At 69.6% G+C, this 21,393-nt stretch carries 17 protein-coding genes; 14 read left to right on the forward strand and 3 right to left on the reverse strand.

Annotation, left to right across the window (positions count from 1 at the left end; genetic code table 11):
- The first annotated feature begins 5 nt into the window (after positions 1-5).
- From J2X20_RS00305 to xth, 13 genes are all read left to right on the forward strand, one after another.
- The gene (locus tag J2X20_RS00305; protein ID WP_310259167.1) at positions 6-2,402 is read left to right on the forward strand and encodes a beta-galactosidase; all 2,397 of its coding nucleotides are present in this window, start codon (positions 6-8) and stop codon (positions 2,400-2,402) included.
- Complete coding sequence (locus J2X20_RS00310; protein ID WP_310259169.1) at positions 2,399-3,289, forward strand: SMP-30/gluconolactonase/LRE family protein; 891 nt, start codon at positions 2,399-2,401, stop codon at positions 3,287-3,289. The genes J2X20_RS00305 and J2X20_RS00310 overlap by 4 nt, the downstream gene beginning before the upstream one ends.
- A 28-nt stretch (positions 3,290-3,317) precedes the next feature.
- Positions 3,318-4,292, forward strand: a complete 975-nt coding sequence (locus J2X20_RS00315) for an arabinose ABC transporter substrate-binding protein (protein ID WP_310265049.1) — start codon at positions 3,318-3,320, stop codon at positions 4,290-4,292.
- Between the two features lies 1 nt (position 4,293).
- Entirely contained in the window at positions 4,294-5,805 is a 1,512-nt protein-coding gene (gene araG, locus J2X20_RS00320) for an L-arabinose ABC transporter ATP-binding protein AraG (protein WP_310259171.1), read from the forward strand.
- Positions 5,806-5,879: 74 nt separating this feature from the next.
- Positions 5,880-6,788, forward strand: a complete 909-nt coding sequence (gene araH / locus J2X20_RS00325) for an L-arabinose ABC transporter permease AraH (RefSeq protein WP_409034150.1) — start codon at positions 5,880-5,882, stop codon at positions 6,786-6,788.
- The gene (locus tag J2X20_RS00330; RefSeq protein WP_310259175.1) at positions 6,781-7,548 is read left to right on the forward strand and encodes an SDR family oxidoreductase; all 768 of its coding nucleotides are present in this window, start codon (positions 6,781-6,783) and stop codon (positions 7,546-7,548) included. The genes araH and J2X20_RS00330 overlap by 8 nt, the downstream gene beginning before the upstream one ends.
- Positions 7,545-8,501: a LysR family transcriptional regulator gene (locus J2X20_RS00335; protein WP_310259176.1), complete on the forward strand. Its 957-nt coding sequence runs from the start codon at positions 7,545-7,547 to the stop codon at positions 8,499-8,501. Before J2X20_RS00330 ends, J2X20_RS00335 begins: the two co-directional genes overlap by 4 nt.
- A gap of 227 nt (positions 8,502-8,728) precedes the next feature.
- Positions 8,729-11,332 (forward strand): TonB-dependent receptor, encoded by a 2,604-nt coding sequence (locus J2X20_RS00340; protein ID WP_310259178.1) that lies wholly within the window; start codon positions 8,729-8,731, stop codon positions 11,330-11,332.
- The gene (locus J2X20_RS00345; RefSeq protein WP_310259180.1) at positions 11,329-14,703 is read left to right on the forward strand and encodes a response regulator; all 3,375 of its coding nucleotides are present in this window, start codon (positions 11,329-11,331) and stop codon (positions 14,701-14,703) included. Before J2X20_RS00340 ends, J2X20_RS00345 begins: the two co-directional genes overlap by 4 nt.
- A gap of 146 nt (positions 14,704-14,849) precedes the next feature.
- Positions 14,850-15,089, forward strand: coding sequence for a helix-turn-helix domain-containing protein (locus tag J2X20_RS29460; protein ID WP_409034118.1), 240 nt, complete (start codon positions 14,850-14,852; stop codon positions 15,087-15,089).
- Positions 15,086-16,507 carry a dihydrolipoyl dehydrogenase gene (locus J2X20_RS00355; RefSeq protein WP_310259181.1) on the forward strand — a complete coding sequence of 474 codons (1,422 nt, stop codon included), beginning with the start codon at positions 15,086-15,088 and terminating at the stop codon, positions 16,505-16,507. The genes J2X20_RS29460 and J2X20_RS00355 overlap by 4 nt, the downstream gene beginning before the upstream one ends.
- 77 nt (positions 16,508-16,584) lie before the next feature.
- Positions 16,585-17,352 carry an SDR family NAD(P)-dependent oxidoreductase gene (locus tag J2X20_RS00360; protein ID WP_310259183.1) on the forward strand — a complete coding sequence of 256 codons (768 nt, stop codon included), beginning with the start codon at positions 16,585-16,587 and terminating at the stop codon, positions 17,350-17,352.
- A 100-nt stretch (positions 17,353-17,452) separates the two neighbouring features.
- A complete protein-coding gene (gene xth / locus J2X20_RS00365) occupies positions 17,453-18,223 on the forward strand; it encodes an exodeoxyribonuclease III (protein WP_310259185.1) in 771 nt (256 codons plus the stop codon).
- Here xth and J2X20_RS00370 read toward each other — a convergent pair.
- The 3 genes from J2X20_RS00370 to J2X20_RS00380 all read right to left on the reverse strand — a co-directional run bounded on the left by J2X20_RS00370 (position 18,220) and on the right by J2X20_RS00380 (position 20,864).
- A complete protein-coding gene (locus J2X20_RS00370; RefSeq protein ID WP_310259187.1) occupies positions 18,220-19,977 on the reverse strand; it encodes a phospholipase effector Tle1 domain-containing protein in 1,758 nt (585 codons plus the stop codon). The genes xth and J2X20_RS00370 overlap by 4 nt on opposite strands.
- Before the next feature lie 81 nt (positions 19,978-20,058).
- Positions 20,059-20,274: a DUF4287 domain-containing protein gene (locus J2X20_RS00375; RefSeq protein ID WP_310259189.1), complete on the reverse strand. Its 216-nt coding sequence runs from the start codon at positions 20,272-20,274 to the stop codon at positions 20,059-20,061.
- A 62-nt stretch (positions 20,275-20,336) separates the two neighbouring features.
- Entirely contained in the window at positions 20,337-20,864 is a 528-nt protein-coding gene (locus J2X20_RS00380; protein ID WP_310259191.1) for a CGNR zinc finger domain-containing protein, read from the reverse strand.
- Positions 20,865-20,970: 106 nt separating this feature from the next.
- Here J2X20_RS00380 and J2X20_RS00385 point away from each other — a divergent pair, with 106 nt between their 5' ends.
- Positions 20,971-21,393 carry a GNAT family N-acetyltransferase gene (locus tag J2X20_RS00385; RefSeq protein ID WP_310259193.1) on the forward strand — a complete coding sequence of 141 codons (423 nt, stop codon included), beginning with the start codon at positions 20,971-20,973 and terminating at the stop codon, positions 21,391-21,393.

Raw genomic sequence — 21,393 nt, forward strand, 5'->3', positions numbered from 1 at the left:
ACTTGATGAATCGCATCCGCACGCTTGGCGCGGCGCTGCTGCTGGTTGCACTCGGCCCTCCGGCCGGCGCGGAAACCCTGTTGAAGCTCGATGCCCGCGCCGAGGCCCTGGCCCCGCAGACCGGTTACCTGAAGCTCGGCGCCGCGCGCTCGCCCCAGGGCCACACCCTGGCCGCCAACAGCCAATACCTGCTGCGCGACGGGCAACCCTGGCTGCCGGTCATGGGTGAATACCACTTCAGCCGCGCACCGGCCTCGCAGTGGGCCGACCAATTGCGGCTGATGAAGGCCTCGGGCATCGACATCGTCGCCAGCTATGTGTTCTGGAACCACCACCAGGAGCTGCCCGGCGCCTTCAATTGGAAGGGCAACCACGACCTGCGCCGCTTCGTGCAGCTGGCCCAGGCGGCCGGCCTGCAGGTCGTCGTGCGTCTGGGCCCCTGGGCGCATGGTGAGTCGCGCTACGGCGGCATTCCCGACTGGGTCGTCGACAGGATGCCCACGCGCGGCAATGACGCCGAGTACATGGGCCTTGTCGAGCGCCTGTATGCCGAGATCGGCGCCCAGCTCAAGGGCCTGCTGTGGAAGGACGGCGGCCCCGTCATCGGCGTGCAGCTGGAGAACGAATACAACCTCCGCGGACCGGGCCGTGGCGAGGAACACATCAGCGCCTTGAAGAAGCTGGCCCTGAAGGCCGGCATGGATGTGCCGCTTTACACCGTCACCGGCTGGGACGGCACGGTCTATCCGTCCGGCGAGGTCACGCCCGTCTTTGGTGGCTACCCGGACGAGCCCTGGGCCACCAGCACCCAAGAACTGCCGCCGAAAGAGACGCACGCCTTCCGCTTCGACACCCGCGTCAGCGGCGACCTCGGCGCCCAGACCCGGTCCCATGCGCCGGGCACGGCCGAGACCGACAAGGACAAGGTCCCCTTCCTCGGCGCCGAATACGGCCCCGGCCTGCCGGCCATGTACCGCCGCCGCACCCTGGTCTCGCCCGACGACATCGCGGCCATGCTGCCGGTGCAGCTGGGCTCGGGCGTCAACCTGTTCGGCTATTACATGTTCCACGGCGGGCGCAACCCGGTGGGCGTCGGTGGCACGGGTTTGGAGGAAAGCACGCTCAGCGGTGGCTACAACGACACGCCGCGCATCAGCTACGACTTCCAGGCGCCGCTCGGCCCCGACGGCCAGCAGCGCCCGGTGCTCACCAAGCTGCGCCCCTTCCACTACTTCCTGCGCGACTACGGCGCCCGGCTCGCGACCATGACGGTGCGCCAGCCCGAGCGCACGCCGGCCAACCCCGCCGACCTGCAGACGCCGCGCTGGGCTGTACGCGCGGCGGGCGACAGCGGTTTCCTGTTCTTCAACAACCATGTGCGCCAGTACGCCATGCCGGCGCAGACTGGCGTGCGCTTCGAGGTGCAGCTGCCTGGCGGCACCCTCACGCTGCCTAGCCGGCCCGTCGACATCCCCACCGGCAGCTATTTCATCTGGCCGCTGAACCTCGACCTCGATGGCGTGAAGCTGCGCTATGCCACGGCCCAGCCGGTGGCGCGCCTGGATGCCGGCGCGCAGGGCATCGTGCATGTCTTTGCACCGACGGCCGGCGTCGAGGCCGAGTTCGCGCTGGCCGATGGCGCCAAGACCATGTCCTCCCAGGGCGGCCAGCTGCTGACCATAGGCAAGGCCGGTGGCCGCCCGGTCAGCGTGCTGTTGCTGTCGCAGCAGGAAGCTGCCGAGCTGCAGATCCTCGACATCGCCGGCCAGCGCCGCCTCGTCTTCAGCGCGCAGCAGGCCTGGGTGGCAGACGGCAAGCTGCAGTTGCGCGGCCCGGCCACGCAGCCTCTGCATGCCGCCGTCTTCCCTGCCCTGGCCAAGCCCAAGGCGCCTGGCCTGCAGATGCGCCAGGACGGTCCTCTGCAACACCTCGAGTTCAAGCCCGAGACCAGCGAGCCGACGCTGCAGATCACGGCCTCTCGTCCCGCCCTCACTGCACCGCCCGTGTTGAAAGGCGGCCTGGCCAAGGCGGCCGTGCAGCCCATCCCCGAGGCCTTTGCCACGGCGGCGACCTGGTCGCTGAAGCTGCCCCAGCCGCTGGCGCCGAATGCCGAGGACGTGCTGCTGGAGCTGGACTTCGTCGGTGACATCGGTCGCGTCTTTGCCGGTGCCCGCATGCTCGACGACTGGTACTACAACGGCCAGCGCTGGCAGATCGGCCTGCGCCAGTTCGCCCTCAAGCCCGGCGCCGAACTCCAGCTCAGCGTGCTGCCGCTGCGCGCCGACGCCCCCATCTATATCGACGCCGCCCATCGCCCTGCCTTCGCCGCCGGCCAGACCCAGATCGCCGAGCTGCGCGGCGCGCGCCTGCTGCCCATCCGCCGCGTCGCCATCACGCCATGACGCAGCCGCTTGACCTCGTCCTGCCCCACAGCGCCACGCTGGGTGAAGGCCTGCTGTGGCGCGACGGGCGCTGGTGGTGGACCGACATCGAGGCCGCCACCCTCTACGCCTGGCGCCCCGGCGAGACGGGCCCTCAGTTCTGCCGTCTGCCGGACCGCCTCGGCAGCTTTGCCCATTGCCGCTCGGGCCGGGTGCTGCTGGGCCTGGCCAAGCGGCTGGCACTGGCGACGCTGAGCGAGGACCTGGAGCTGGGCCAGTTGCAGACGCTGGCGCCGGTGGACGCCGCCGAGGCGCGAACCCGCGTCAACGATGGCCGTACCGACCGCAGCGGCCGCTTCGTGTTCGGCACGTTGAACGAGGCCAAGGAGAAGCGTGCCATTGGCAGCTTCTACCAGTATTCGATGGCCCACGGCCTGCGCCGCCTGGCCTTGCCTGCGGTGGCCATCGCCAACAGCATCTGCTTCAGCCTCGATGGCCGCACCATGTATTTCTGCGACACGCTGACCCAGCGCATCCAGCAGTGCGACTACGACGCCGAGACCGCCCAGGTCGACAACATCCGCCTGTTCACCCAGATGGACCGCAGCGACGCCTGGCCCGACGGCTCCGTCATTGACGCCGAAGGCTGTCTGTGGAATGCCCAGTGGGGCGCCGGCCGCGTGGCGCGCTATGACCCCAGCGGTGAGCTGATGGGCGCATGGACCGCCCCGGCCGCCCACACCAGCTGCCCCGCCATCGGCGGCGAGGGTCTGGACCAATTGATGCTCACCACCGCCCGCACCGAGCTGGGCCGCGAGGCCCTGGCCGCCCAACCCCTGTCCGGCAGCCTCTTCGGGCTGCGCCTGCCGCAGGCGCTGGGGGTGGCCGACGCCCTGTTTGAAGATTGAAGCAAGACAAGGAGACAAGACCATGAAGATGCAACGCCGCGCCGCTTTCGCCCTGGCCCTGCTGGCCAGCCCCTTTGCCCTGCAAGCCGCCGAACCGGTCAAGGTCGGCTTCCTCGTCAAGCAGGCCGAGGAGCCCTGGTTCCAGGACGAATGGCGCTTCGCCGAACAGGCCGCCAAGGACAAGGGCTTCACCCTCGTGAAGATTGGCATCCCCAATGGCGAGAAGATGATGGCCGCCATCGACAACCTGGCCGCGCAGAAGGCCGTCGGCTTCGTCATCTGCGCGCCCGACGTGAAACTGGGCGTGGCCGTCAACCGTGCCGCCAAGCGCCACAACCTCAAGGTCATGTCGGTGGACGACCAGCTCGTCGATGGCGCCGGCAAGCCCATCGCCGACATTCCCCACATGGGCATCTCGGGCTACGAGATCGGCAAGCAGGTCGGCCAGGGGCTGCTGGCCGAGATGAAGGCGCGCGGTTGGAAGCTCGACGAGGTCGGCGTGCTGCGCGTGGCCTTCGACCAGCTGCCCACCGCCAAGAATCGCACCATGGGCGCCGTGGACGCGCTGAAGGCCGCGGGCGTGCCGGCCGCCAATGTCGTCGATGCGCCGCAAGCCAAGACCGACACCGAAAGCGCCTTCAACGCCGCCAACATCGCCTTCACCAAGAACGCCAAGTTCAAGCGCTGGGTGGCCTTCGGCCTGAACGACGAAGCGGCGCTGGGCGCCGTGCGCGCCGCGGAAGGCCGCGGCATCAAGCAAGACGCCATGCTGGCCATCGGCATCGGCGGCAGCCAGACGGCGCTCAACGAATTCACCAAGCCGACGCCGACGGCCTTCTACGGCACGGTGCTGATCAGCCCCAAGCGCCATGGCTACGAAACCGCCGTTGCCGTCTACGAGTGGGCCACCGCCGGCAAGGCGCCTGCCCCCGTCACGCTGACCGCCGGCACGCTGATGACGCGCCAGAACCAGGCTGAACTCAGAAAGCAAATGGGCCTCTGAAATGGCTTCCCTGCAGTTCGACAACATCAGCAAGGTCTTCCCCGGCGTCAAGGCGCTGAACGGGGTGAGCTTCGAGGCGCGTGCCGGCCAGGTGATGGGCCTGCTCGGCGAGAACGGCGCCGGCAAGAGCACGCTGCTGAAAATCCTCGGCGGCCAGTACAAGCCCGACGGCGGCCGCCTGCTGCTCGAAGGCCAGGAGCGCCATTTCACGTCCGCCGGCGATGCGATCGCCGCCGGCGTGGCCATCATCCATCAGGAGCTGCAATACGTGGCCGAGCTGACCGTGGCCGAGAACGTGCTGCTGGGCCGCCTGCCCACGCGCTTCGGCCTCGTCGACCACAAGGCCGCACGCCGCCTCGTCGCCGAACAGCTTGCTGCGATCGGTGTGGACCTGGACCCGGCCGCGCGCCTGTCCGAGCTGTCCATCGCCCAGCGCCAGATGGTGGAGATCTGCAAGGCCGTCATGCAGGACGCCAAGGTCATCGCCTTCGACGAGCCCACCAGCAGCCTGTCCCACCGCGAGACCGAGATCCTGTTCCGTCTGGTGAAGCGCCTGCGTTCCGAGGGCCGCACGCTGATCTACATCTCGCACCGGCTCGAGGAGTTGTACGAACTCTGCGACGCCTGCACCATCTTCCGCGACGGCCGCAAGATCGTCACGCACGAGGTGATGGCCGAGGTGCCGCGCGAACGGCTGATCGCCGACATGGTCGGCCGCGAGCTGCAGGACATCTACGACTACCGCAGCCGCCGGCATGGCCCCATGCGCCTGGAAGCCCGCGGCCTGCACAGCGCGCGCCTGCCCGAGCCGCTGAGCTTTGCCATGCGGGGCGGCGAGGTGCTGGGCTTCTTCGGGCTGGTGGGCGCCGGCCGCAGCGAGCTGATGCGCCTGCTCTACGGTGCCGATGCCCGCCGCGGCGGGGAGGTGCTGCTGGACGGCAAGACCGTCTCCGCGGCCGGCCCGTCGGCAGCGATTGCGGCCGGCATCGTGCTCTGCCCCGAGGACCGCAAGGAGCAGGGCATCCTGGCGCATAGCTCGGTGGCAGAGAACATCAACATCAGCTGCCGCCGCCATGGCCTGGCGGGCGGCATCTTCCTTCGCCATGGCCGCGAGGCTCAGCGCGCCGACGACTTCATCCAGAAGCTGCGCATCAAGACACCCAGCCGCGAGCAGGAGATCCGCCTGCTGTCCGGCGGCAACCAGCAGAAGGTCATCCTCGCGCGCTGGCTGGCCGAACCGGGGCTGAAGGTTCTCATCCTCGACGAACCGACGCGCGGCATCGACGTCGGCGCCAAGAACGAGATCTACAAGATCATCCACGACGTGGCGGCTGAAGGCTGCTGCGTCATCGTCATCTCCAGCGAGCTGCCCGAGGTGCTGGGCATCTCCGACCGCCTCATCGTCATGCGCGACGGCCGCATCAGCGGCGAGCTCTCGCGCGAACAAGCCAGCGAGACCGCCGCGCTTGCCCTGGCACTTCCGGACGGAGCGCCTGCCGCGCCCCTGCACTGATCATGAACACCACCACCCTTGCTCAACGCCCCGCCATGACGTCTCCTGCCCGTGCCCTGCTCAAGGAACACAGCATGACGCTGGGCTATGCCCTGCTCTTTGCTGTGCTGGCCTTCAGCGTCGAGAACTTCTTCTCCGGCGCCAACATCGTCGGCCTGCTGCTGTCGGTGGCCCAGATCGGCATGGTGGCCTGCACCATGATGCTGTGCCTGGCCTCGCGGGACTTCGACCTCAGCGTCGGCTCGACCATCGCCTTCGCCGGCGTGCTGGGCGCCATGGTGCTGGAGCGCACCGGCAGCGTCGGCCTGGCCATCGGCAGCGGGCTGCTGGCCGGCGCGCTGATCGGTGCGGGCAACGGCGTGCTGATCGCCTATCTGCGCGTCAATGCGCTGATCGCCACGCTGGCCACCATGCTGATGGTGCGCGGCCTGGCCTTTATTGCCTCCAAGGGCCAGGCCGTGGGCATTGCCGACGAAGGCTTCATCAGCTTCGGCGACACCACTTTCCTGAACCTGCCGCTGCCGATCTGGATGACGGCGCTCTGCTTCCTCGTCTTCGGCGTGCTGCTCAACCACACCGTGTTCGGCCGCAACACCCTGGCCATCGGTGGCAACCCCGAGGCCGCGCGACTGGCGGGCGTGAAGGTCGAGCAGCTGCGCGTGTGGATCTTCCTGCTGCAGGGCGTCGTCACGGCGCTGGCCGGGCTGATCCTGTCGGCCCGCATCACCAGCGGCCAGCCCAATGCGGCCACCGGCTTCGAACTGGACGTTATCTCGGCCTGCGTGCTGGGCGGCGTGTCGCTGCAGGGCGGCAAGGCGCGCATCTTCGGCGTCGTCATCGGCGTGCTCATCATGGGCACGGTCGAGAACGTCATGAATCTGTTGAACGTCGACGCGTTCTACCAGTACCTGGTGCGCGGCCTGATCCTGTTGGCTGCGGTCCTCCTCGACCAATTGAAGACCCGAGGCGAACGCCGTGGCTGATCGACTGCAAGGCAAGGTCGCCCTGGTGACCGGTTCCACCCAGGGCATTGGCAAGGCCATCGCCCGACTCTTTGTCGCCGAGGGCGCCAAGGTCATCCTCAACGGCCTGGCGGCCGACGAGGCGCTGGGCGCAGCCCTGGTGCAGGAGCTGGGCGAGGAGAACGCGCTCTTCATCGCCACCGACATCGCCGACGAAGCCGCCGTGCGCGCCATGGCCGCCCACGGCGCCGAGCGCTTCGGCACCATCAACGTCCTCATCAACAACGCCGGCATGGACGTCTTCGCCGAGCCGCTGGCGATGACGACGGCGCAGTGGCAGCGCTGCTTTGCCGTGGACCTGGACGGCGCCATGCACTGCAGCCGCGCCGTGCTGCCCGGCATGCTGGAACAGGGCGGCGGGAGCATCGTCAACGTGGCGTCCGTGCACGGCCACCGCATCATCCCCAACGCCTTCCCCTACCCGGTCGCCAAGCATGCGCTGATCGGCATGACCAAGGCCCTGGGCATCCAGTACGCGGCCCACAACATCCGCGTCAATTCGATCTCGCCGGGGCTGATCCTGTCCGAGCGCGTCGTCGAATGGCTGGCCAGGTCGCCCGAGGACGCCAGACGCCAGGTCGAGCTGCTGCCGCCCAAGCGCATCGGCGAGCCCGTCGAGGTTGCCTACACTGCCCTCTTCCTCGCCAGCGACGAAGCCCGCTTCATCAACGCGACCGACATCCTCATCGACGGCGGCCGGTCGCAGCTCTATCACGAATGACTGACCCACGTTCGGACCGCTTCGTCCGCTCCCACCTGAAAACCCGCCAGCTGGTGCTGCTGGTGGAGCTGGGGCGGCACGGTTCGATCCTGCATGCGGCCCAGGCCGCCAACCTGACCCAGCCAGCGGCGTCCAAGCTGCTGGCCGACCTGGAGCACGCGCTGGGCGTCAAGCTCTTCGAGCGCCTGCCGCGCGGCGTGGCGCCCACCTGGTATGGCGAAGTCATGATCCGCCGCGCCGGTGCCGCCCTGGCCGAACTGGACGCCGGCCACCAGGAGGTCATGGAGCTGCTGTCGGGCCTGTCCGGGCGCGTGGCGGTCGGCGCCGTGCTGACGCCGTCGACGACGCTGCTGCCCGCCGCCATCACCCTCCTCAAGCAGCGCCAGCCGCGCGTGCATGTAGCCATCTCGGTCGACACCAGCAAGATCCTCATCCAGCATCTGCAGAACGGCGAGCTCGACCTCGTCATCGGCCGCGTGCTGGACAGCGAGTCCGCCGCCCAGCTCAGCTTCGAGCCGCTGAACGACGAGCCCCATTGCCTGGTCGTGCGCGCCGGCCACCCGCTGGCCGGCCGCGACGACCTCAGCCTGGCCGAACTGGCCCGCCAGAGTTGGATCCTGCCGCCCGGCGGCAGCATCCTGCGCGACCGCCTGACCGCCCTCTTCCTGTCGGCCGGCCTGGACCAGCCGCAGCAGACCGTCGAGACCCTGTCCCTGCCCGTTGTGACCAGCCTGCTGAGCCAGTCCGACATGGTCTCGGCCCTGCCCGACGAGCTGGTCAAACCCTATCTGGCGGCCGGACTGCTCGAGGTCTTGCCGTTCGACCTCGGCCTGCGCATGGACGTCTACGGCATCGTCACCCGCCGCGGCCACCAGCTCTCGCCGGGCGCCGAGCTGATGCTGAACTGCCTGCGCGAGCAAGCCGTACGGCGTGGCCTGACAGGCAGGGCCTGATCAGGACGCGAGCCGGCCCATTTCTCCGATCTGGGTACAAAGGACCAACTTGCAACTGGCCGCCGGCAGCGTCCAGGTCCGTCGGCGCGATCAGAAATGATCGGCAGATACTGTAAAGATCCGTGAATTCGCGATACAAGGTGGACAAGGCGCTCGACCCGATATGAGGGTCTGGGCACCTAACGCGACGGTCCCCGGCCGGGCCGTGTACTACGCGTGGAGGCATCATGAGGCAGCTTGGCCTGGTTCTTCCCGTCGCCGGCGCCGTGCTGCTGGCGCCCGCTGCGCTTTGGGCGCAGAAGCTCGAGCCCGTGATCGTGACCGGAACGCGCGCCAGCGTCGAGTCGGCCGCCGAACGCAAGCGCCGAAGTGACGACCTCATCGATGCCGTCCTCGCCGAGGAGATCCATCGCCTGCCCGACCTCAGCGTGGCCGACGCGGTGCAGCGCATCACCGGCGTGCAGATCACGCGCGACCGGGGCGAGGCCTCGGTCGCATCGGTGCGCGGCCTCGTCCAGGTCGAGACCACGCTCAATGGTCGCGAGCTGTTCACGGCGGGCTTCGGGCGGGCGCTGGACTATGCCGACCTGCCCAGTGATCTGCTCGCCGGCATCGATGTCTACAAGAGCTCGGCGGCCTCGCGTATCGAAGGTGGCCTGGGCGGCACGGTAGACCTTCGCACCCGCCGGCCCTTCGACTTCCGCGCCTCCACGCTGGCGCTTTCCGCACGCCAGCTGTACGGCGACCTCGTCGGCCGGGGCGCGGGCCAGTTTTCCCTGCTCTACGGAGGTCGCACCGTCACCGGCGCGGGTGAGGCCGCCGTGCTGTTGAACCTGGTGCTGCAGGACCGCGCCTACCGCGAGGACCAAAAGGGCACGGGCGCGCCCATGCTCTGCAGCGCCCGCGCAGCCTCGGGCTGCCGGCTGGACCTGGTGGCCGGAGAGGACACCGTCGCCCCCAGCAGCACCAGCGAGAGCGCCAGCCTGGGACGGCGCCGGCGCAGCGCGGCCAGCCTGATGCTGGGCTGGCGACCGGCAGCGGCCTTCGACCTCTACGCCGAGGCTCATTTCGCTAAACTGAGCACGCGGCAGGACACGCAGCAGATCAACGTCGGCCCGAACTTCGCGGCCGGCAGCGGCTTCGATCCGGCCAGCGTCGCCCTCTTTGCCGGCACGCACGACGTGCAGCGCATCAGCTGGACCAACGCGCCGGTCTCCATCCTTGGCTTCGCGCGCGACACGGTGGACCGCACGCACCAGGTCGCCGCGGGTGGCACGTGGTCGGGTGATGGCGGCCTGCGCCTGAGTGCGGACCTCAGCCACACCCGCAGCTTCAACCGCCTGTTCTTCGCCGGCCCGACGCTGGCCGCCACGGCAGCGCGCTTCAGCCATGACCTCGCGGGCGACGCGCCTGGCACGGCGGTGGCGGGCACCGACCTCGCCGACCCGGCCAAGCTGCGCTACGTGTCCCTCGCCTACCGCGTGCGGCCGCTGCGCGGCAGCCTGCTGGCCGGCCGCACCGACGCCGAATGGCAGCTGGACGGCGGAATGCTGGAGCGCGTAGCCGTCGGTTGGCGGCATTCGCGCCGCGAGGCCGACAACGCGCCCAACCTGATCTTCGGCGACGTCGCCGTGCCCGGTGTGTCGGCGGCCATTCAGCCGGGCCGCACCGCCATCTACCCCTACGCCCCCTTCCTCGACGGCCGCGCCGTCAGCATCGAGGGTTATCTCACAGACACGCTGGCCGATGCGCGCGACCCGGTCGCGCTGCGCCAGGCCTTCGGCATCACAACGCCTCTGCCGACGGCCGGCGGCCCGCTGGGCGTGTGGCGTATCCGTGAAACCACGGACGCGGCCTATGCCGAGACCGGCTGGCGGGTGCCAGCCCTGGCGCTGGACGGCCAGGCCGGCCTGCGCCTGGTGCACACGCGCGCAACGCTGTCGGGCAACCGGAGCGTGCCCTCCAGCGCCAGCATCGAGCCGCTCGCCATCGACACGGCGACCACCGACTGGCTGCCCAGCGCCAGCCTGCGCTGGCGCCTCGACGGAGCCTGGCAGCTGCGGGCCGCCGCCTCGCGCACGCTCACGCGCCCTGACTTCAACCTGCTTTCGCCGTCGATCACGCTGACGCCCAACAGCGTCAACCCGCAGCTCAATCAGGGCACCGCGGGCAACCCCGCGTTGCGGCCGATGCGCTCGACCAATGCCGACCTGGCGGCCGAGGCCCACTTCGGCGCCGGCCACGCGGCCGCGCTGACGTTGTTCTGGAAACATGTGGACGGCTTCGTCGCCACGCTCAGCCAGGCCGAACAACATGATGGCCAGCTCTACCAGGTGAGCCGCCCCTACAACGCCGACGCCGGCCGCATCCGCGGCGCCGAGCTGTCCTACCAGCGCTTCCTCGACTTCCTGCCCGGCGCATGGCGCGGCCTGGGCCTGCAGGCCAACGCCACCTTCGTCGACAGCAGCACCTACGACCGCGTGCTGCGCGCCAACGTGGCGCTGCCCAACCTGTCGCGCCGCAGCGCCAACCTTATCGGCCTGTACGAGTACGGCGCCTGGTCGGCGCGGCTGGCCTGGAACTGGCGCAGCAACTTCCCCAGCGGCACCGTCAGCGTCGTCGGTATCGGTGCCCTGCAGGCCACGACCCACGCCTACGGCTGGCTGGACGCCTCGCTGCGCTGGCGTCTGAGCGAGGGCCTGAGTCTGTCGCTGGATGGCGGCAACCTGCTGGGCACGCTGCGGCGCTCCTACTTCGGCGTCCCCACGCGGCCACAGACCGCCTGGGCCAATGACCGCCAGGTCGGCATCAGCCTTGGCCTGCACCTATGAAGGCCTGCGCCATCCGCTGCGCAGCCGTTCTCGGTGCCTGGATGATCGTGCTGGCCACCGCCAGCGCTGCGCCCATCGACGACTGGCGTCTGCGCGCCGCCGCGGTGCGCAGGCTGGCCGACAACGACGCCACGGCCGCCTATGCGCAGGCGCAGAACCTGCGCAACGAGTTGCCACCGGCCGCGCCGGCCGCCGACGGCATACGGATGCTGAACCTGCTGGCCCGCATCGAGATCCACCTCGGGCGCACGACCGAGGCCATCGCGCGCGCCGAGCAGGCCCTGAGCGAGGCCACGGCAGCCGGTGACCGCGCCGGCCAGGCCGAAGCCGACATGAACCTCTCGCTCGGCGCGGTCAACCTCAACAACGTCGAACGCCTCGTCGAGGTCACATCGCACAGCATCGCGGTGCTCGAAGGCGCGGACCGGCCCGACCTGCTGGCCGAGGCGCTGTTCCGCGGCGCCCTGGTGTCGCGGCGCATCGGCCGCCTCGAGGAGGCCGCCACGATGGCGCTGCAGGCCATGGACGCGGCCCAGCGCTCGGGCAACCCCCTCGCGCTGGCCTATGCCCACCATGGGCTGGCGGTGTCCTATATGCAGAGCGACCGCCATGCCGAAGCGGTGGAGGAACTGGAGCAGATGCGCCGGCAGGCACTGGCCGCGGGCTCCCGGCTGCAAGAGGGGTTTGCGCTGCTGGGCCTGTCCAACGAAGCCCACCGGCGCGGCGACCGGGGCGAGGGTGAGCGGCTCGTCGTGCAGGCCATCGCCGCCTTCACCACGGTGGCCTCGCCGATAAACCTGGCCAACGCCGTGCACAACCATGCCGACCAGCTGCTTGCTCAGGGGCGCACGATGGAAGCGCTGGTGGAAAGCGAGCGTGCGCGCGCCATCCTCGATGTGACGCAGCTTCGCACCGGGCGCTTTCACGGTGCGCAGCTGCGCAGCCGAATCCAGGAGGCGCTGGGGCACGCGACCGCGGCACTCGCCGAGGCCGAGGACGCCTATGCCGAGTCGCTCACGCTCGGGCAGCCGGTGTACCAGGCCAGCGCCGCGCAGCGGCTGGCCGATCTGGCCGCCGCCGGCGGCGACCACAAACGTGCCTACCGGCTGGCCATCGAGGCAGCGAATATGCAGGCCCGCGCCAGCACCGAGCGCAGCGCCGAACGCCTGCTCGAGGCCGCGCAGCGGCGCCGCGATGAAGGCCGCCGGCGCGAACTGGCCGAGCTGCAGCGCCGCGACGAGCACCAGACCATCGAGCTGCAGGCGCGCGGGCAGCAGCAGCGCTGGCTGTGGACGGTGCTGGCCGGCAGCCTGCTCGCGTTGGGCGGCACGGTGTTCTTCCTGATGCGGCTGCGCCGCTCGCGCGCCGAGGTGCGCAGCCTGGCCGCCACGCTGGAGCAGCGCGTGCACGAACGCACCGGGCAGCTGGAGCGGGCCCAGCACGCCGCCGAGGCGGCCACCCAGGCCAAGAGCGAATTCCTGGCCAATATGAGCCACGAGATCCGCACGCCGATGAATGCCATCCTCGGCATGTCCTACCTGGCGCTGCAGAGCGGCCTGGACGCCAAGCAGCGCAACTACGTCGACAAGGTCCACCGCGCGGCCGAGTCTCTGCTGGGCATCATCAACGACATCCTCGATTTCTCGAAGATCGAGGCCGGCAAGCTGGAGATCGAGGCCATCCCCTTCGAGCTGGGCGACGTGTTCGAGCAGCTGGCCAACCTCGTGGGCATGCCCGCCGAGGAGAAGGGGCTGGAGCTGCTGTTCTCCCTGCCGACGGACCTGCCCACGGCCCTGGTCGGCGACCCGTCGCGGCTGGGCCAGATCCTGCTGAACCTGGGCAACAACGCCGTCAAGTTCACCGAACGCGGCGAGGTGACCCTGGCGGTTTCCGTTGTCGAGCAGGCCGCAGAGCGCGCGTTGCTGCGCTTCGAGGTGCGCGACACCGGCATCGGCATGGGCGCCGCAGCCCGCGAGCGCCTGTTCCAGCCCTTCATGCAGGCCGACGCATCCACCAGCCGGCGTTTCGGCGGCTCGGGCCTGGGGCTGGCGATCTGCCGCCACCTCGTCGAGCGCATGGGAGGCGAGATCGGCGTGGACAGCGAGCCCGGCCGCGGCAGCTGCTTCCACTTCATCCTGCCGTTCGGTCTGCAGCGTGGCGCCCAGCCGCTGCTCCAGGCGGGCGAACTGCGCGGCACCCGGCTGCTTGTCGTCGACGACCATCCGGCGGCGCGCGACCTGCTGTGCACCCTGGTGGCTTCGCTGGGCCTGCAGGCCGAGATGGCCGCCGACGGCGAAGCGGCGCTGGCCGCTGTGGCCTGCGCCGACGCGGCCGACCGTCCCTTCAGGCTGGTGCTGCTGGATTGGCGCATGCCCGGCATGGACGGCATCGAGTGCCTGGCCCGGCTGACCGGCAGCGCCGGCCGCCACGCGCCGCCGGCGGTGCTGATGGTCACGGCCTTCAGCCGCGATCAGGCCGAACACCAGCTGCAGGCGCGTGGGCTGCAGGTCGCGGCCCTGCTGCCCAAGCCCGTCACGCCATCGTCGCTGCTGGATGCCTGTGTCACGGCCCTGGGCCTGCGGGCCGTACATGAGCGTCGCAGCGAACAGCGCCAGGAGAGGCTGCAGGCCCACCAGGCCAGCCTGGCCGGCGCCCGCATCCTGCTCGTCGAGGACAACCCCATCAACCAGGAGCTGGCCTGCGACCTGCTCGAGCGCGCCGGCATCGCGGTCGACATCGCCGCCGACGGCAGCCAGGCGCTTGCGGCCCTGGAGGGCGGGCGCTTCGATGCCGTCCTCATGGATTGCCAGATGCCGGTGATGGATGGCTACGAGGCCACGCGCGCGCTGCGCCAGCGTCCCGGGCTGCAGGACCTGCCCGTGATCGCGATGACCGCCAATGCCATGGCCGGCGACCGCGAGAAGGTGCTGGAGGCGGGCATGAACGACCACGTCGCCAAGCCCTTCCGCGTGGACGAGCTGTTCTCGACGCTGGCACGCTGGATACGCCCGGCTGCGGCCCAGCCGACGCCATCGGGGCTGGACGTTCGCGCCGGGTTGGCGGCCGTCGATGGCAACGAGGCGCTGTACCGGCGCCTGCTGGGCATGTTCCGACAGCGCGAGGCCGACTTCGAGATCCGCCTGCGCGACGCTTGCACACGCGGCGACGCGGCCGCCGCGCTGCGCTACGCCCACGACCTCAAGAGCGTCGCCGGCACCCTGGGCATGCCGTCTTTGCAGAGGGCGGCGGCGGCGCTGGAGGCAGCTTGCGCACGGGGCACCGAGGGGGCAGCGATCGAGCCGCTGCTGGCGGATGTCGCGCGGCTGCTGGAGGCCATGCTGAACGCCTTGCCAAGTCCAGAGCAAGTTTGAGCGCCGCCCACCGCAGCCGATTGCCAAGGGGATGCCTCGCCCGGCTTCCTTCTCAGCCGGTGGGGGCGCCCCCCGGCTGCGCGTTGGCCCAAATCGGCAAAACCTGGCAGCCGCGGGGCAGGGGGCCGGCGGCTATCCTTGTCCGCATGGCGATCCGCCCCGACGTCGTCGACGACTTCCACCTGCACTGCGCCTGGGCGCCGGAGTGGGAGCAGCGCTGCCTCCCCTTGCGGCGCCAGCGCTTGCCGGCGGCGCCCGCAGTCGAGCTCAGCGTGTCGCAGGCCGCGGGCGATGCCGGCTTCGAACACCTGGGCCATTTCGGCACGCGCTACCGCGACGTCTTCGGCGAGTTGCCCTCGCAGACCCTCAGAAAGACCCTTCCATGACCCTCTCCTGCGATGTCGCCATCATCGGCGCCGGCACTGCCGGCATGGCCGCTTACCGCGCCGCGCGCGTGCATACCGACAAGGTGCTGCTCATCGAGGCAGCCCATTACGGCACCACCTGTGCCCGCGTCGGCTGCATGCCGAGCAAGCTGCTGATCGCCGCGGCCGAGGCGGCTGAAAGCGTGCGCGAGGCGCATCGATTCGGCGTGCAGGCCGAGGCGCCGCGCATCGATGGTCGCGCCGTCATGCAGCGCGTTCGCAGCGAGCGCGACCGCTTTGTCGGCTTTGTGCTTGAGACCATCAACGGCTGGCCCGAGGCGACGCGGCTGTTCGGCCGCGCGCGCTTCACCGGCCTGGGCACGCTGGACGTGGAAGGCCAGCAGATCAAGGCCAGGACCGTCGTCATTGCCACCGGCTCGCGCCCTTTTGTGCCGGCGGGCTGGCGCGAGCGGCTGGGCGCCAGGCTGATCGTCAACGACGATGTCTTCGACTGGGTCGACCTGCCGAAGTCGCTGGCCGTCGTCGGTGCCGGCGTCATCGGCCTGGAGCTGGCTCTGGCCCTGCACAAGCTCGGCGTGCGCGTGCGCCTGTTCGCGCGCGGCAACCGCGTCGGCCCGTTGACCGACCCTGAGCTGCAGCCCCTGGCCCAGAAGCTGTTCGCCGAGGACGTGCCGCTGACGTTGAATGCCGCCGACATGAACCCGGTGCTGGACGGCGACGAGGTCGTCATCGGCGGTGAGCGCTTCGAGGCCCTGCTCTGCACGGCTGGCCGCCAGGCCAATCTCGACCACCTGGGGCTGGAGACCCTGAACCTGCCGCGCGATGACCAAGGCCACCCGGTCATCGACCGTCACACCAGCCAATGGGGCGGCATGCCGGTCTTCATCGCCGGCGACGTGACCAATGACAGGCCGCTGCTGCATGAGGCGTCCGATGCCGGCCGCATTGCCGGCGACAACGCGGCGCGCTGGCCCGATGTGCACCACCGCCCACGCCGCGCGCCGCTGGCCATCGTGTTTAGCGAGCCGCAGATCGCCATTGCCGGCGCCAGCCATGCCGAGTTGGTGGCCACCGGCCGCGAGTTCGATATCGGCCGCGTCAGCTTTGCCGACCAGGGCCGCAGCCGCGTCATGCTCGTCAATCGCGGCGGCCTGCATGTCTACGCTGAGCGCGGCACGGGTCGGCTGCTGGGCGCCGAGATGATCGGCCCGGCGGCCGAGCACCTCGGCCATCTGCTGGCCTGGAGCGTGCAGCGCGGCGACACCGTGCAGCAGATGCTGGACTGTCCCTTCTATCACCCGGTCGTCGAGGAAGGCCTGCGCACAGCGCTGCGCCAGTTGCACAGCGACCTGCACCTGCCCGCACCGCCCATCGAGGACTGCATGGACTGTGACACCGAGGCCGAGGTGGGCGGCTGATGCGCTGTCCTTGATCGATCTCAAGCCGCGCGGCGGGCCGCGGCGCGACATTGAAGGACATCCTTCAGGAGATCGACATGGACAGGCTCAAGGGCAAGGTGGCGCTCGTCACCGGCGGTGCGATGGGCATTGGCGAGGCGATTTGCCGGCTGATGGCGGCCGAAGGCGCCAGGGTGGCGGTCACCGACCTCGATGACGAGCGCGGCGAGGCGGTCGCGGTGGCCATCCTGGCACGCGGCGGCCAGGCGGCCTACTGGCATCTGGACGTCAGCGACGAGGCCCAGGTCAGGCGCGTCTTTTCCGAGGTGAGGCAGCGCTTCGGCCCCGTCACCGTGCTGGTCAACAACGCCGGCATCGCCGGACCCAACAAGCCGACCCACGAGCTCAGCGTGGAGGAGTTCGAGCGCGTGCAGGCCGTCAACGTGCGCGGCGTCTTCCTCGGCACCAAGCATGTCGTCGCGCAGATGCGCGAGGCGGGTGGCGGCAGCATCGTCAACCTGTCCAGCATCTATGGCCTCGTCAGCGCGCCGGACGTGCCGCCCTATCACGCCAGCAAGGGCGCGGTGCGCATGATGACCAAGACCGACGCCCTGCTCTACGCCGCCGATCGCATCCGCGTGAACAGCGTCCACCCCGGCTTCATCTGGACGCCCATGGTCGACGGCTTCCTGAAAACCCAGGTCGACCCCGTTGCCGCCAAGGCGGCCACCGCCGCCCTGCACCCGCTGGGCCATATGGGCGAGGCCGACGACATCGGCTGGGCCTGCGTCTACCTGGCCAGCGAGGAGAGCAAGTTCGTCACCGGCAGCGAGCTGGTCGTGGACGGCGGCTACACCTGCCGTTGAGGCTCAGCCAGCCAGCAGCGGACTCTTGTCGAGCGCGGCCGTTTCGAGGCGAGACTGCAGGCCAAAATGCCTGACCGTCCAACGCCCTGAGACCCACGCGATGAAGAAGTTCGCCACCTGGAACGTCAACTCCCTGTCCATCCGCCTGCCCCAGGTGCTGGACTGGCTGGCCGCCCACCCCGTCGATGCGCTGGTGCTGCAGGAGACCAAGCTCACCGACGACAAGTTCCCGACGATGGAAATCGGCGAGGCGGGCTACCAGGTGCAGTGGTTCGGCCAGAAGACCTACAACGGCGTGGCCCTGATCAGCCGGGAGACGGCGACCGACGTCGTCAAGAACATCACCGGCTTCGCCGACGAGCAGGCCCGCGTCATCGCCGGCACCGTGGGCGGCGTGCGCGTCATCGGCGGCTATTTCCCCAACGGCCAGGCGCCCGACAGCGAGAAGTTCGTTTACAAGATGAACTGGCTGACCGGTCTGCGCAACTGGCTGACCGAGGAGATGAAGGCCCACGAGAACCTGGTGCTGATGGGCGACTTCAACATCGCCCCCGAGGACCGCGATGTCTACGATCCCATCGCCTGGGCGGGCCAGATCCACTGCACGCCGCAAGAGCGCGAGCATTTCCAGCAGTTGATCGGCCTGGGCCTGACCGACGCCTTCCGCCTCTTCGAGCAGCCGCCCAAGAGCTGGAGCTGGTGGGACTACCGCAACCTGGCCTTCCGCAAGAACCAGGGCCTGCGCATCGACCACATCCTCGTCAGTGAAGCGCTGAAGCCCCGCGTGACGGCCTGCGAGATCGACAAGCTGCCGCGCAAGAACGAGCGGCCCAGCGACCACGCGCCGGTCATCGTGACGATCGACGGCTAGGTCGTTGCCGGCCTGGGTGTCGCAACCTGATGGTGGCGACGCCCCAGCGATGACAGGATCAGCACGGCCGCGCCGGCGAGCGCGGCCCATTTGAGCGCGCTTGCCGCGAACAATGCAGTGCGCACGGCAGCGGCAAGCGGCCAGGGCGGCAGTGGATCCTGGCCGCCGCCCGCGACGGCCAGGGCCACGAAAGTCAGCAGGTCTTCCGCCAGATCGGCACCCACGGCGACCGCCAAGGCCCAACCAGCGCGGTTCAACCAGACGGGCGGGGTCATGCCGACCTGGATCAGCCCCGCATGGCGAGCGAAGCCACGGCAGAACCAGGGGGCCAGCAGCCAGGACCAGGTGGCTATCAGCAGGAAGTCGAGCAGCAACGCCCTGCCCGGCCTGGCGAATCCGCGCGCCTGCGATGACCAATCGGCCGTGGCGGCCAGGCTGAGCTGCCAACGTTGGAAGTCGGTGTTGGCGTCGAAGACGGCGCCGAGTTGGCCGAGCGGCGGCAGCCAGCCCTCGGAACTCAGGTGCGACCAGCCCATCAAGGCCATCAACGCGACGAGCAACAGCAGCCCAAGCAGCAGCTTGCCCCATGAGGCGGCACTGGCGCGCTCGCCCCAGGCTGTGCGGGCCGGGAAGGCATGCGCCCATTGCAGCACCGATGCATGCGCCTCCATCCTGACCAGGGTGCAGGCGCCCTCGTCCACTTCGGCGTGCGCCGTGTCGCGCACCTTGAGCCCGGTCAGCGCCCACAGCGGCGTGGCGCGGGTCTCGCTGTTGATGCGGGCCGCATGGCGCTGGGGCGGATGCGGGTCGAGCACGGGCATCAGTTCGAACACCTCGGCCTCGCTGGCAGGCGTGGCGTGCGCCTCGCTGGCAGGCGTGGCGTGCGCCGCGCTGGCCGGCAGGCTGAGGCCGCATTGCACCGCCTCGCTCACCATCCAGGCGAAGGGAGCGCGGGACAGCTCGCTATAGGGGTAGACATTGCCGCCGCCGACGTCGCAATGCGAGCCGCGGAACCAGAACTGCTTGATGTCGCCGGGCTGGTGGCCGGCCATCTCGTAGCCGCCATTGTTCTGGGCATAGGCGCGGGGCAGGAACTGGGCGCGTTGCTCGTCCAGGGCCATGGCCTGGCGCACATGGCGGAAATGCTTGCCATCCAGCGTTGGCCGGGCCGTGATCTTCAGGCCAAAGGGTGGCAGGCCGACGCTGGCCACCGTGTCCCAGACGCCGACGAAATGCACCACGGGCCAGGGCTGGCCCGCACCAGACTGGCCGAACAGGCGCGCCGCCTGCTCGCGGATGGCGGCGTGGGCCGGTGACGGGTTGGAGAAATAGGTGGCGACGAGGCTGGCCACCAGGGTGTCCTGATGGCTGTCGATGATGCCGAACGCATTCACCATGCCGGCGATTGAGCGCGCCGTGAAGGCGCCGCGTGAGAAGCCGAAGATGAAGATCTGATCGCCCGGCTGCCAGTTGGCCATCAGGAAGCGATAGCCCTCGGCGACGTTGTCATACAGCCCGCGGCCAAAGGCCAGGCCGGTGAGGCGGTCACGCGCGCGGCCAATCTTGTCGGCAAAGGTCGTGCCGGGCAGCTGGCCCGGGTTGCCGACACCGGGGTCGTAATAGACGAGACGCCGCGGGTCGGGGAAGAGGCGCAGCAGCTCGGCCAGCAGCACCACATGCGTGTCGGCGTGGCGGCCGCTGAGGTTGTTGTTGGTGCCGTCGCACAGCAGCACCAGTTGACGCGGCGGGTTCATGCAGCAAGCCTCTTGTCGAAAGAGGCAGTCTTGCATCCGCGCCGCTGTCCCTTCATCCCCAGAAACCTGGAGAGGTCGCCCCTAGTTGCGCTGGGCCAGCACCCAGGCCACCAGCGCGTTGGCGTGGCCATGACCCATGGCGTGCTCGGTCTTCAGCAGGTTCACCAGCTCCATATGCTTGAGCGGCCCGGCCTGCTTGATGAGCTTCTCCCAGTGGGCGATGGGCTGGCCATAGGTCTTCTCGATGGAGGGGAAGTAGGAGGCGGGGCCCTTGACCTTCTCGGGGGTGCTTGCCATGTCGGATCCTTGAAAAGTGGCGGATGTTCAGGACGACGAAGGAGGCGGCCCGATTTCGACAATCATGTGGCCTTGCCGGCCGCCTGGCGGGCGCGGAAAGACGCCGCCTTGACACGGTTCTGGCAGGCCTGGGAGCAGAAGCGCCGGCTGGCGTTCTTGGACACGTCGACGAAGACACGGCCACAACCCGGCCTTTCGCACGTGCCCAGGCGCTGGGCGCTGGGCAGGCCGACGACACGGGCCAGGCCCTCGGCGCAGATGGCCGTCCACATCGGCACCAAGGGGGCGTCCGCGGGGTGGTGGTGCAGGCGCCAGACGCCGTCCTCCTTGGCCAGATGCGGCTGGGCCGGGTGCCGGGCCAGCAGTTCGTTGAGACCGCGCGCAGCCGCGTCGACATCGCCGCGGGCCAGCCCGGCGAAGACGGCGTGCAGGCGCTGGGCGAGCTGCGTCAGTTCCGGGACATGGGCGGCCTTGACGCCGGCGACCGACGGCGGGTCGATGGCGAAGATGCGCTTGAGCGTCGCGACCAGCGCGCGGTCGGGCTGCGCCGCTTCAGCCTGGGCGACGACCAGCTCGTTGACGAGGTCCACAGAAACCAGGACACCCGCATCCCGATAACTGTCTAAATCGACTTGACCGGTCACTTTTTCGCGCCTAGAGTTGTCACCGTCTAAGTACTTTACACCGGTTATTGACATGCATCTCGGCCGCCCTCCCCTGACCTGCACCCACGAGCCCGGCCTCGATGTGCGCGAATTCCGCCGCGTGCTGATGGACTCCGGCCTGGGCAGCATCCGGCCCGTGGACGATCTCGAGCGCCTGCAGCGCATGCTGGACGCCGCCGACGTGGTGCTGACGGCGCGCGATGCCAGCGGGCAGCTCGTCGGCGTGGCGCGCTGCATCACCGACTTCAGCTGGTGCGCCTATCTGTCCGATCTGGCCGTGAGCGCTTCGGCCCAGGGCCTGGGCGCCGGCCGTGCGCTGCTGGACGGCTTGCGCGATCACCTGGGGCCGCGCGTGACGCTGGCCCTGCAATCGGTGCCGGCGGCGGTCGGCTTCTATGAACATGCCGGCATGGCCCGCATGGCGGACACCTTCTGCCTGCGGCGCAGCCACTGA

The sequence above is a fragment of the Roseateles saccharophilus genome, from assembly GCF_031458095.1.
Classification (GTDB): domain Bacteria; phylum Pseudomonadota; class Gammaproteobacteria; order Burkholderiales; family Burkholderiaceae_C; genus Pelomonas; species Pelomonas saccharophila_A.